Annotated in this window: 8 protein-coding genes; 4 read left to right on the top strand and 4 right to left on the bottom strand. The window is 47.0% G+C overall.

What is annotated here, in order from left to right; genetic code table 11:
- Positions 1-18 precede the first annotated feature (18 nt).
- From ACFO4O_RS11440 to ACFO4O_RS11425, 4 genes are all read left to right on the top strand, one after another.
- Positions 19-876: a co-chaperone YbbN gene (locus ACFO4O_RS11440; protein WP_382408619.1), complete on the top strand. Its 858-nt coding sequence runs from the start codon at positions 19-21 to the stop codon at positions 874-876.
- 109 nt (positions 877-985) lie between these two features.
- Positions 986-2,281, top strand: a complete 1,296-nt coding sequence (locus ACFO4O_RS11435) for an adenylosuccinate synthase (RefSeq protein ID WP_382408617.1) — start codon at positions 986-988, stop codon at positions 2,279-2,281.
- A gap of 182 nt (positions 2,282-2,463) precedes the next feature.
- Positions 2,464-3,951, top strand: a complete 1,488-nt coding sequence (locus tag ACFO4O_RS11430) for an aldehyde dehydrogenase family protein (RefSeq protein WP_382408615.1) — start codon at positions 2,464-2,466, stop codon at positions 3,949-3,951.
- Complete coding sequence (locus ACFO4O_RS11425; protein ID WP_382408613.1) at positions 3,948-4,364, top strand: VOC family protein; 417 nt, start codon at positions 3,948-3,950, stop codon at positions 4,362-4,364. Before ACFO4O_RS11430 ends, ACFO4O_RS11425 begins: the two co-directional genes overlap by 4 nt.
- 107 nt (positions 4,365-4,471) lie before the next feature.
- Here the strand turns inward: ACFO4O_RS11425 and ACFO4O_RS11420 are convergent, their stop codons facing one another.
- The 4 genes from ACFO4O_RS11420 to ACFO4O_RS11405 all read right to left on the bottom strand — a co-directional run bounded on the left by ACFO4O_RS11420 (position 4,472) and on the right by ACFO4O_RS11405 (position 13,000).
- The gene (locus ACFO4O_RS11420) at positions 4,472-5,842 is read right to left on the bottom strand and encodes a Na+/H+ antiporter NhaC family protein (protein ID WP_382408611.1); all 1,371 of its coding nucleotides are present in this window, start codon (positions 5,840-5,842) and stop codon (positions 4,472-4,474) included.
- Complete coding sequence (pbp4b, locus tag ACFO4O_RS11415; RefSeq protein ID WP_382408609.1) at positions 5,842-8,319, bottom strand: penicillin binding protein PBP4B; 2,478 nt, start codon at positions 8,317-8,319, stop codon at positions 5,842-5,844. Before pbp4b ends, ACFO4O_RS11420 begins: the two co-directional genes overlap by 1 nt.
- Positions 8,320-9,831 carry a tryptophan halogenase family protein gene (locus tag ACFO4O_RS11410; protein WP_382408607.1) on the bottom strand — a complete coding sequence of 504 codons (1,512 nt, stop codon included), beginning with the start codon at positions 9,829-9,831 and terminating at the stop codon, positions 8,320-8,322. It abuts the gene before it with no gap.
- Positions 9,832-10,141: 310 nt separating this feature from the next.
- Positions 10,142-13,000 carry a TonB-dependent receptor domain-containing protein gene (locus tag ACFO4O_RS11405; RefSeq protein ID WP_382408605.1) on the bottom strand — a complete coding sequence of 953 codons (2,859 nt, stop codon included), beginning with the start codon at positions 12,998-13,000 and terminating at the stop codon, positions 10,142-10,144.
- Between the last annotated feature and the right edge of the window lie 336 nt (positions 13,001-13,336).

Here is a 13,336-nt window from a genome sequence, read left to right as displayed (position 1 = left end):
TCTCCAAAACGGATGCCCATGACAGATCAAAGCGCCATTTCTATTGCCCTGAACGTAGAAAACTTTAAACAAGTTATTTTAGAAGATAGCCAGAATAAGTTAGTTATTACTTACTTTTGGGCACCTTGGGATGAGCCCTCAGTACAAATGATGTCAACGCTCGAGAGCCTTGCTGCACAAAACGCGGCTTCGGTGGTCCTTGCCACTATTCATTGCGATGAGCAACCAGAAATAGTGCAGCAGTTTGGCGTGCGTTCATTGCCCACCACCATGTTAATTAAAGATGGGCAGCCAGTAGATGGTTTTGCCGGTCCTCAAACCGCCGAGCAGCTGAGTCAAACGCTTGCAAAACACCTACCTAGCCCGGAGCAAGAGTTATTCGAACAAGCCATAAGCGCTGCACAAGGCGGCGATATGCAGCAGGCTTTTACGCTTGCCAAACAGGCCTTTGACATTAACCCAGATAATGTTGAATGCCGCTTTTTACTATCAGACTGCGCCATAGAAACAGGCCAACTTGATACTGCTAAAAGCTTGATGGCTGAAGTGAAATTAGTCGACCAAGACGCACGCTATCAATCAATAATGGGTAAAATTGAACTTGCCGACAAAGCGGCAGAGTCTCCCGAATTAATTGCGCTACAAAACGAATTGGCCAATGCGCCCGATGATTTAGATTTGAAAATTAAGGTCGCCATTGCCTTGCAGCAGGCGCATAAGACCGAGCAGGCCTTGGACTTATTGTTTGAAATTTTAAACCACGACTTAAATTATGGTGATGCGAAAAAGGTTACTTTAGACATGATTAACGCTTTACCAGACGGAGAGCCGCTTAAATCTAAGTATCGCAGAAAGATATATAGCTTACTTTACTGAGCTTTTCGTCTTGGGGCGGCACTTAAAGCAAAATTAAACGCAATTGGGTATCAACAAGTGCGCGTAATTTTGCTAAAATCGCCGCCTAATTAATCAAGTACCTAATTCCATGGCAAAAAATGTTGTAGTGCTCGGCACCCAATGGGGTGATGAGGGCAAGGGTAAAGTCGTCGACTTACTCACCGATCAAGCATCTTATGTTGTACGTTATCAAGGTGGTCACAATGCGGGCCACACATTGGTAATAGACGGCGAAAAAACAGTCTTACACCTTATTCCGTCAGGCATATTGCGTGAAAACGTAACCTGCGTAATTGGTAACGGTGTTGTGCTAAGCCCGCAGGCCCTACTAACAGAAATGAAGATGTTAGAAGATAAAGGCGTGCCGGTAAAAGAGCGTTTAGTTATTAGTGAAGCCTGTCCGCTTATTTTGTCGTTTCATGTTGCCTTAGACGTTGCAAGAGAGACTGCGCGCGGCGATAAAGCAATTGGTACAACGGGCCGCGGCATCGGGCCTGCCTATGAAGATAAAGTATCGCGTCGTGGCTTGCGCGTTGGCGATTTGTTCAACCCAGAAGATTTTGCCGTTAAGCTAAAAGAGGTGATGGCCTACCATAACTTCATGCTGACCGAATATTACAAGCAGCCAGCGCTTGATTACGACACGGTGCTCAAAGAGGCCCTGTCGGTTGCAGATTTGTTCAAGTCATTGTCGGTAGACGTAACCGCACTGCTAGAAAATGCAAAGAAGAACAATCAAGCCATCATGTTTGAAGGTGCCCAGGGCACTTTGTTGGATATTGATCACGGTACTTACCCTTACGTAACGTCGTCTAACACTACCGTTGGCGGTGTTGCAACGGGTGCTGGTTTTGGCCCTTTAAGTATTGATTATGTCTTAGGTATCGTTAAAGCATATACCACACGCGTTGGTTCTGGTCCGTTTCCAACCGAACTAGACTGCGATGTGGGCCAGCATTTGGGCGTAAAAGGACATGAGTTTGGCGCAACTACCGGGCGCAAACGCCGTACAGGCTGGTTTGACGCCGTTGCCATGTGCCGAGCGGTGCAGCTCAACTCGGTAAGTGGATTTTGCTTGACCAAGCTTGACGTGCTCGACGGACTAGATGAATTGAAAATTTGCGTGGGGTATAAAGACGCGCAAGGCAATATTGCAACCACGCCTCCGCTTGCAGCGGAAGGTTACGACGCCATTGAGCCTGTTTATGAAGTTATGCCGGGCTGGAGCGAGCAAACCTTTGGCGTAACTGACTACGACAAGCTCCCTGAAGCGGCAAAAGACTACATAAAACGAATTGAAGAGCTGACTGGCGTACCGGTGCACATTATATCTACCGGGCCTGACCGCAGCGAAACGATGGTGTTGAAGCATCCGTTTGCGTAAAGTCTGTTTGTGATCCTCACCTAAGTGAGCGAGTAAAAATAAGGGCGACCGATTAATGCGGTCGCCTTTTTTATTTGCGCATCTTTTCTCGCTTTTAGCCTGCGCAATCGTTTGTCTCAATCGGTAAGTCTGATAGAATTTTCAAAGTGCATAAAGCCAAAGATGAATAAGGGAAGTGAAGTATGTCGTTAGGTGATGGTTTGTTAAACGAAGATGAAGGCGTGTCAGAAAAAGACCTTATTCATCGCAATACTGCATGGTCTGCACAAGCTAGCGCTGATGATGCGGCTTCACTCGACTATGACTATTCAGGCCTGCGAGAAACACTACAGCGTTATTTTGCCAGTCGCGCAACTAAGCCATTGCAATGGCGACAGAGCCAGTTGCAAGCGCTTTTACGCATGTTAACCGACAACAAAGACGCATTGAGCGACGCGCTATATAAAGACCTCGGTAAGTGCAAGCAGGAGGCGTATGTAACTGAAATTGCATTCTTGCAGGCGGATATTAAACACGCGCTCAAGCACATAAAAAGCTGGATGAAGCCAGTTCGCAAATCTTCCCCGTTAGTAGCAATGCCTGCAAAAAGCTACATCGTGCCAGAACCGCTTGGCGCTGTACTGATAATTGGTGCATGGAACTATCCCATTCAACTTACTTTAAGCCCCTTGATTGCAGCAATTTGTGCAGGCAATTGTGCGGTTATTAAACCTTCAGAATTGGCAGAGCACAGCTCTGCGATTATGGCAAAACTGCTGCCAGAATATTTAGACAAAAAAGCGTTTGCTGTGGTAGAGGGCGGTAAAGACCAGACCAGCGCGTTATTGGCAGAGCCCTTTGATAAATTCTTTTATACAGGCGGCGAGCAGGTTGGAAAAATTGTCATGCGCGCAGCGTCTGAGCATCTTACGCCGGTAACCTTAGAACTCGGCGGTAAAAGCCCTTGTGTGGTTGATAGCAATATAGATTTTAAGATTGCTGCAAATCGCATTGTATGGGGGAAGTGGATGAACGTAGGGCAAACCTGTATTGCCCCCGATTATGTGCTTATTGAGCAAGATGCAGTTGACGATTTTATTGCTGCAATGAAACAAGCTATTGAATCGCAATATTCAACTGAGCCTAAATCGTCTAAAGAGTATGGGCGCATTGTGAATCAGCGTCATTGCCAGCGTTTAGCGTCTTATCTAGAGGGGCAAGACGTCATTTACGGAGGGCAAATTGATGTACAGGAGCGCTATATTTCTCCAACGATGGTACTGAACCCTGAGGCCAGCTCCAAAATTATGCAGGAGGAAATTTTTGGCCCTTTGCTCCCCATAATAGTGATGCCTACCAAACAAGCTATTGTTGAATTTATTAATAAACGTCCGCATCCGCTTGCCGCTTATTTGTTTACTCAAGATAAAGATTTTGAGCAGGTATTTGTGAACAACGTAACCGCAGGTAACATGTGCATTAACGACTGTAGCATGTTTATGCTCAACCATAATTTACCCTTTGGCGGTGTCGGTACCTCAGGTATGGGGCGCTACCATGGTAAATTTGGTTTTGACACCTTTAGTCACGAAAAAACCGTGATGAGACGCAGTTTTAAATTAGAAAATGCCTTTAGATACGCCCCCTTTACTAAGTTTAAATCGTTCATGTTAAATAGGTTTATCGGATGATTTCACCCTTCCATTTGGCTATACCTGTTACCGATTTAGCGTCGTCTAGAGTATTTTACGGTGAGCATATTGGATGTGAGCAAGGCAGAAGCTCTGCCCAGTGGATTGATTGGAATTTTTACGGACATCAGTTGGTAACACACCAAGTTGAGAGTATGCCACAAGCCGATAATGCCAATCAGGTAGACAGTAAATCGGTACCTGTTCCGCATTTTGGCTTGGTATTGCCAAAAGATGAGTGGCAGGCACTGGCGCAACGATTAGAGCGAGCAGGCCACACATTTCATATTGCGCCCTATATTCGCTTTAAAGGAGAAGTGGGTGAGCAAGGCACCTTCTTTTTATATGATCCAAGCGGTAATGCACTCGAATTCAAATACTTTGAAGATATGGATTCACTTTTCGCAAAATAAACCTGCGTATGCCGTGGCCTAGGCACTAAATCGATGCCCGATGCCCTCGGCCTGTACCTTATTGTTTTCTGCCTTTTCTCTGCCCTTTTTTTCCGGTGTACAGGTTGTTAAAAGGCAATTAGGCCAATCGCTAAGTATCCTGCAATGGTAACAGCCCCCACTCCTAGCGCGTACGGCAGTTGAGTGCGTACATGGGTTAGTAAGTCGCAGCCCGCGGCTAAGGAGCTTATGGCTGTAGTGTCTGATATTGGCGAGCAATGATCGCCAAATATTCCTCCGCCAAGTATCGCCGCTAACACAATTTCAGGTGGCAGGCCTAAAGACTGGACCAAGGGCATACCGATAGGAATAAGTATGGCGAATGTGCCCCATGACGTACCGGTAGTAAATGAGATGATGCCGCCGGCAATAAACAGCATAGGTATGACCAGGTAAAGTGCCAGATGATCGCCCACTAAGCCTGCTACAAAAGTGCCTGTACCAAGTTCTTTTAAGCTGGCGCCAAGCGTAATTGATAACAGCACTATAGTGACTAAGGGTAATAATTCGCTCATGCCGTTAAAGCCCATTTTAAATGCGCCTTTATGGTCAGTCTTTTTGGCAGCTACCAACATTACGTAGGCAACAATACAGGCTAAAAATGTGGCATAAAGCACCGACTTGCTGCCGCTGCCCGCAGTTAAGTCACCGTTGCCGGTCCAAAACATAAAGCCCAACATGCCGCCTATCATCACCATCATCGGAACGAGCATAAATCGTGCTTTTGACGCTTCAGTTACCGCCAGTTTGCTGTCGGTACTCTCGAGGCGTTTTTCTGCTTCAGCCATAGGGCCGTAAACTTTATCGCTTACAATGGTGTAGCCAACTACCACTAAGGTGAGCCATGCATAAATATTGTAGGGCAGGGTAGACCAAAGTATTTCCAAAGGGTTTTGCTCAAGCTCGTAGCTGCTGAGCAGGGCAAGAATATACGCGCCCCAGCCGTTTAATAATATCAGTATGCATACCGGTGCGCTGGTAGAGTCTATGACGTAGGCCAAGCGAGCACGGCTCATCTTGAATTTGTCGAAAAGTCCGCGAGCAAGGATGCCGGCGGTTAATACGCTTAAATTAGACTCTATAAAAACGGCTACTCCGGTAAACATAGTGATGCCGCCAACTCGGCGTTTAGTTGAGGCAATACCCGAGGCGATGAGTTTATTAACCATGGCTGCCACACCGCCCGAGTCTCGAATAAAGGCCAGCAGCGCACCAACCATGAGTGAAAATATTAGAATGCGCGCGTTACCTGCATCTCCTACCGTGCTGACGATGCGTTCAACAGTATTTATAGGGGTAGCCAAGCTTGACGCATCGCTGTTTAAGGTCAGTAAAAACTCTGCGCTTAAAATTGATAGCAGTAGCGCAAGTATCACCTCCTTTTTCCAGATTACGACAGTAATGGCAATAATCGGCGGCAATATACTTAACCAATCCACTATTTGACTCCTTGTAAAATGGCTTCGTAGACTTTGCTAACAACGCTGCCATAGCGACCAGTTTCAAACTCGTCACCGCTGAAAATAAGTGCTTCGCCGCGCTTTTGCACTGGCGTGTGTTTTTTGTTGGTCAGTAAAATAATCGCTAGTTCATAAGCGGGATCTATCACCGTAGCGGTGCCGGTCCAGCCTGTATGACCAAATGCGCGCGAACTTGCATAAGGGCCAAAATGCCATGCAGTACTTTGGTCAAGAGCTAAACGCCAGCCCAGCCCAAAACTATTATTTTGATAACGAGGGCTAACAAAACGGGCTAGGGTAGCTGGGCTAAATAACACTTTATCATCGTACCCGCCTTGATTGAGCATGAGCTGTGCAAGCACTGCTAAATCTCGTGCGTTGCCAAACAAACCGGCGTGACCAGCAACCCCTTCCATCGAATAGAAGGCTTTTTCATCGTGCACTTCGCCTCTGAGCACATAGTCGCGTATGCCCTCAAATTCTATATTGCCTGAGCGCGTATTGCCCTTGATTTCAGTCGCTGCAAATTGTTCGGCGGTTTGTCCTTTTTTAAGCGGATTGAACATCAAGCTATCTAGCCCCAGAGCTTGATAGATTTCCTCTTCTAAATACTCATCAAGCGGTCGTTGAGTAAGCCGTTCTATTAAAAGGCCTAAAATCATGAAATTAGTATCAGAATATTGCTGCTGAGTTTGACGGCCGGCAACAAACTCGACTTTGCTAAGCAAAATATCACCGGTAAGCTCAGGCCTTAGTGAATGAAAAGCGCCACCAAGTGGATTTTCGCGCTTGTAGAACTGTACTTCACTGTCATAACCTGAAGCATGGGCAAGTAAGTCAGCCACCGTTCGCCCTTCGCGGCCAGCACCAACATACTCAGGTAAATAGCGACTCACAGGAGCATCAAGTGCCAATTTGTTTTGCTCCACCAAATGCATAATCGCAAGGGTAGTCGCGAATACTTTGGTATTTGAGGCAAGGTCAAAAGATGTATCTTTTTGCATAGGCGAGGGCTTGCCGTCAACAAGAGCGGCATAACCATATGCGCTGTGCTTTACAATTTTCCCTTGATGCAGCACAAGCAGCACTGCTCCGGGAAAGCCATTGCTCACATCAGTATTAATGAGCTTGTCGACCTCAGAAAAATCAAAGGCGCTGCTTAGCGGAGACTTTGTATTGTTCGATTCATCAGCGCTGCGCAAGCTAGGATAAGGCACTATGAGTTGTAATGAGGCATCGGCAGGCTGAATGTTGTCTACGCGTAAGCTGTTAATGCCATCGTGCGTGCGCTTTGCTAAGCTATATTCATACTGCTCGGCCGCAAAGGGTTGGGCGATATTAAGCTTTTGTTCATTTATGTAAATATCGGCAGAGCTTGCGTTCATCGGTAGGATGCGGATATCTCCTTGACCCGCATAAGCAATAAACTGAGTGCGATTGTTTACATACTCACGGGAGTCAGATAAAACCAGCGGAAAGACGGCATCGACTTGACCTTGCTTGGTGATAACAGACGCCGTGTTTGCCTTTATTGCGCTATCACTTTCTAGTTCATATCGGGTGAGCAGGGCAGGTAATGCATCTGGAAAGTACTTTTCAATTAAGGCAAACACCGCTGCTGCTGTGCGTGAGTCGGGATTACCGCTTACTTGCCATGGTAAAAAATGCATTTGAAACGCGCTAATCGTATCTATGGTTTGTTGGTCGATTATTCCTGTTTCTATAATGCCGTAGCCATAAGTGCTAAGCGCCGCCTGCAGCAAACCTACACTGACCGGCGCATGATTAAAACGCTGCCAATATGCTGCTAGGCTAGCCTCGTCATACCATGCACCAATGCCCGCCTGATAAAGCTGATACCAAGGAAATCGCGGGCCGGGGTCGTTCTTGCGAGAAGGCGCAATATCCGAATGGCCTACCACAGCGGTGGGCGTGATATCTGGATTGCGGCTGAGAATGTCCTGACTGAGCTCAATGACTAGCTCAATTTGTTTAGGATCAAAATCAGGGAAAACACACAAACGATTGGGGCCATGCTCTGCCCGCGATGCCATGCCGGCTTGCGCAAGGGCTTTTTCATCGTCAAAGCACTGCGGCACATTCACAATCTCAATGCCAATAGAACTGTCGTTAAGCCCAGTGCGACCTTGCCAGTAGCTTCTTCCGGCATGCCATGCGCGCTCATGCTCATCGACTAACTGCAACACTTCAAGCTCGCTTTTCCGATAACTAGGGTCGTTACTTTCAGGCACTAAGTAGTGAGAGCTCACGTAGCCTTCGTTAACCAGCGCCTCTACCGATTTTTGGTAGTCTATTGCGGTAAAATGCATCACCAGAGATTTAACCCTGTAGCTGTAGTTGGCCGAAGGTAATTGGGTATAGCCTGAACTTACGCAGCTAGCGAGTAAAAAGCTAATGCCTAAAATAATAAAGCGTTGATAAAAGTGCAGATTCATTTAAGCGGGTCCACTTTCGCAGTAGCGTGTTAAATACGTTTGATGCTCGGGCATTTGCTGTTCGGCTTCGTGCATCGCCCCGGCAATGTGCGACAGATTTTGTTGTCGTTGTTGTTCAGGTAGATTATTGACCAAAGGGTGATAACCCTTTGGCACGATGCCTTGACCGTTCATCACAGAAAACCAACTGATTTCGTTAAAAAGCTCGTTGTTTTCGCGGAACAAGCGTCCATTGGCGCGATATAACTCAATTTTAGCCTGCAGAGTGTCGGGAATTGGCATGTGTTGACAGTAGCGCCAAAATTCCGAATCGTCGCGCTCGGTGGCTTTGTAATGCAATATAATAAAATCACGAATTCGCCATAGCTCGTCGTCGGTATAGCGATTATAGGTGTCTATATCGGCCTGTTGGCATGGGCCGTCGGGAAACAGCGAAAGCAAACGCATAATCGCCGACTGAATTAACTGTAGCCCAGTTGATTCAAGGGGCTCAATAAAGCCTGCAGAAAGCCCTATAGCAACGCAGTTGTTTTTCCAAGCAAGCTTACGCTTGCCGTTTATCCATTTAAGTTGTCGTGCGTCTGCGAGCGCTTTACTGGGTAGGCGTTTAGCCAGTTTGCCAATGGCGACTTCTTTAGACAGGAATTGGGACGAAAAAACGAAGCCGTTGCCTACTCTATGCTGAAGCGGAATTTGCCATTGCCAGCCATATTCGTGCGCGGTAGAAATGGTATAAGGTTTGATGCTTTCAAGCGCTGCGCTTGGCTGCGCAATGGCCGAATCGCAAGGCAAATATTCTCGCCAATCTTCAAATTCGACATTTAAGGTTTGTGCAATCAACAGCCCCTTAAAGCCCGAACAGTCAATAAATAAATCTCCCTCTATGTGATGACCGTCGTTTAAACTAAGCGCTTTAATATCTTGCGATCCCTCGTGCTGAGAGACGTCACGAATATCGCCTATGATTTTTTTGACGCCGCGCGCCAATGCAAATTCGCATAAAAACTCTGCGTATTTTACGGCATCAAAATGATAGGCGTATTTTATACTGGCAAGCGCAGAACGAGACTGAGGCTGTGGATGACAAAACTTATTGTTAAGTGCCGCGCGATACTCTAAGCAGTAGTCTGATATAGGGCGTTCATTACCGGCAAGTTTGTCTTTTAGCCAATAGTGATGAAACGGTACGCCCTGCATATTCACGCCGTAAGGACCAAAAGGGTGCATGTACTTTTGACCCACTTTGTACCAGTCGCGAAACTCAATGCCTAGTTTAAAAGACCCATTGGTGAATTTGAGAAACTGCGCCTCGTCAATGCCCAACATTTGATTAAATTCTAAAATAGCAGGAATGGTGGCCTCGCCCACCGACACAGTGCCGATGTTATGTGATTCCACTAAACTGATATGATAACGCGCTTGCGGTAATATATGCGACAGTGCTGCTGCGGTCATCCATCCGGCAGACCCACCACCTACAATTATTACGTTCATTTTTTTATTATTTTGCATGACTTAATCATAATGGGCTTACACGAGCGAAACAATCATAATTGCTGAGTATTTACGCGTATGTCACCTAAACTTGCGTCGTTGCATAACATGGTATTGTGGCATGCTATGAGTTAAGGAATCTCATGAGGAATGCCATTACAAATGCCATCAGAAATGCAGTACTCAATGCTGCCAAGTAAAGATGCCGTCTTTAGGGCCAATAAAAAAGCGATAGGGTCGTAATGACAAACTATCGCTTTTTGCTTTCGTAGCGTCTAGCTTTTTAAGCTTTCAGCCGTTTTGTTCACAGATTTTTTAACGCAAGCGTTTAAAAATCGTAGTTCACCTGCACGGTGTAGGAGCGACCGCGTGGGTCGGCTACGCGTGGGTCAAATGCTGCACCCGGCGAAAAGTCGTTTTGGTGAGCGGTAAACGGTGGATCGCGGTCCAGTAAGTTTTTCACACCAAAAATAACTTCCATATTTTCAAAACCGGTATAGTTCATGGAGTAGTTATACACCGTGTAGCTACCTACCTGCCCTGTGTAAAATGGCGGATTAGCTTCACCTGAGGCCACGCCCGGTGGTGTTTCATCGTCGTAGCTATGGCGATAAAGCTGCGTAATAGTATGAATGAAATTACCGTAGGTGAAATTAGCAGACAGTGTATGTTTCCAGCGCAATGGGATGTTACCGCGTGAGTGAGTACCCACTAAATTAGGCCCAAATTCTGCGTCATCACGTTCCTGTTTGATATCTTCAATCAGGTAACTACCGTTAAAGTTAACTCCCCATGTGCCTTCGCCTAAATCACCGCCGGTGATAACGCCCACTTCAACTCCACTGGTTTTTCGACCACCTGCGTTGATAAAACGACGGTCGATTGCAGCGATGCTGCCGTCAGAGTCTAAAATGAAGTTGTCTCTAAAGAGCTCTGGATTTTCAATCAACTCTCTAAAACCAGGCGTCTGGATAGTGCCTTCAATTTCAATTTCCCACCAATCTACATTGACGACCACGCTGTCGGTGGCAAACACTACCCCTAAGCTAGATTGCTTGGACTCTTCAGGGCCTAAGTCCTCTTTACCACCGAAGAAGATAGCCGGAGTAATAGGTTGACAGCTTGGGTTGTCGGCAATGACGATGCCGTCGGGGCAAACAAATGGGTTTGCCAAATCAGTTCCTGTGTAGGGCTCAGCAGTCACGCCGCTGAATAACTGATTAAAGGTTGGGACTCTAAAGCCTGTGCTGTATGCACCGCGGAACAATAACTCGTCGATGGGCGTAAATTTAAAGCCATATTTAGGGTTAGTTGTGCCGCCAAAGCCGTCATAATTATCATGACGTACCGCAAGGTTTAACTCTAGGCTTTCTACCACAGGCACTAAGGCTTCAACAAATACTGCTTTTATGTCGCGGCTTGAATCAGGCAGGGTGTCGGCCTCATCGAAAGGCGCGCCGTAAATTCTGCGTTGGGCCGCAGCACTCTCGCGGTCGCCGTTAAACGTATATTCTTCGCGGCGTAAATCAACACCTGCAGCTACATAAATCGTATCGCCACCCAGGCCTAACTCAAAGCCTGTATCGCCCGAAATAGACGCATCAATCTGGGTCATGGTTGTTTCACCATTGAACAGTTTCACGCCTTCGGCAGAGGCTGCATTGAGTGCAGAAATGCCGGCAGCAGACTGACTTTCGCCGGGTAATAAGAACGGGTTGACGGCGCCAGAGCCTATGGCCGCTGCAAGGTCGTCGGTGAAGTGGTAACCCCCGCCGAGCACCGATTCAGCCTCGTTGCCAGAGCGTGAGATACCGGCTTTATAATCCCAATCACCAATTATGCCCTCTATGCCCAACTGAATTTTATAAGACTTGGTCGTGGTCTCGATTTCGCGAGGGCCGCAATCCATACAACGCCAGCGATAGGCAATAGGTGCACCGATATTTAGCTGGTCGGCGCCATAAAAATCTGAAAGCGCGTCTACAATATAATCGTAGGATTCACCAGTACTTGGGTACCAGCCTGCTTGACCAATTGCCCAAGGCGTTATTTGATTTGGCTCAAACACCTTTTTAGAGACTACTTCAGAGCCGAGTAACTCAATGAAGGCTTCTGAATCTTCACCTACCTTCATTGTACCGCGGCCTACAAAGTCAATATTCTCAACCGGTTGTTGTAATACAGAGGCTCGCGGATAGTCCCACGAACAGCTCACGCCTAAGTTGCGTGCCCGGTTCCATAAATCTGCACCGTCGTCACCCATGCCCTCTATCGAGTCACATCCAGGTTGGCCGGGCAGGGCAAGCACGTTTAATACGTCGTTAGTTAAGCCGGTGTTCGGATTGGTTAAGCCGGTCCCGATTAAATTAAAGTTTGCGCTTGTGGGGTCGTCTCCGCCTGAGCTTCTGTTGTTAATAGATGCGTAAGGTGCACCGCGGGTATCGGGTGATAATCCGCGTTCAGGCTGAAAAGTGTTGGTAAAGTCACGGTCAGTACCGCGCAGAATTTCAGCTGACTTATACGATAACGAGCCCATGATGTTAAAGCCGTCTTGTTCTAAGTCACCTGTGCCAGCTAGCACGTTGAAGCGATAGATATTACCGCCGCCGTCTTCTGTATGGTCAGCAAATGCGCCTAGCTGCACGCCGCTGTAGTTCTTTTTCAAGATAAAGTTTATGACGCCGCCGATGGCGTCGGTGCCATATACAGCCGATGCCCCATCACGCAACACTTCAACGCGCTCAATAGCCGCAAAAGGGATGGAGTTAAGGTCAACTGAGCGACCCTGCAAACCGTGCGTCGCAATACGACGTCCGTTGAGCAACACCAGCGTTGACCCCGCGCCTTGCTGACGCAAGTTAGCGCTTGATGCACCGTTGTTTCCGCGTTCTTCACCGCCGACAATACCGGCATTACTGGCAAGGTTGTCATTGGAGTTTGATGATATATTGAGTTGCAGCAGTAACTGTTCAGCAGAGGTAATGCCTGCCGCGTCAATTTCTGCGCGTGAGATAATAGTAAGCGGTAAGTCTCCCTCTAGGCTCGTGCGTTTTATGCTAGAGCCTGTTACTTCAATACGTTCGACTTTTTCGTTTGTTTCAGTGTTTTGATCAGCAGCTTGTTGAGCAACGGCGTGAACGCCGAAACCTGACATGGCTAGCACTAGTGCAATTTTATTTAACTTCACTGTGCATTCTCCCTATGTGATTATTATTGGCATGTGTTTTCTATCACTCGTTTTTGATAGAGTTTGAGCATCGACAGCGTACTGATGCCCAATGAGCCAGGAGAGTGGATTGACGCTTTTCGATTGTGTCGAGACAAACATTACAGCCGCGGCACAAGTCAGGGTTCTTATGTTGCACCCTCCCTTAACGACCACGTTAGCACAACCGGAAAGTTTGTAAATAATAAATTATTCCAAATATGTGTCATAATATTACAATAAAATATTTTAGGGCTATAGGCGGGACGCAATGAAGCCAGACCCGAGACCAAAGCATGGGGCAAATAAAGGGCGCGG

It is taken from the genome of Glaciecola siphonariae (assembly GCF_042652645.1).
In the GTDB taxonomy this organism is placed as follows: domain Bacteria; phylum Pseudomonadota; class Gammaproteobacteria; order Enterobacterales; family Alteromonadaceae; genus Glaciecola; species Glaciecola siphonariae.
Note: the sequence above shows the minus strand (reverse complement) of the source record. Positions and strands in the feature narration are given on the sequence as shown.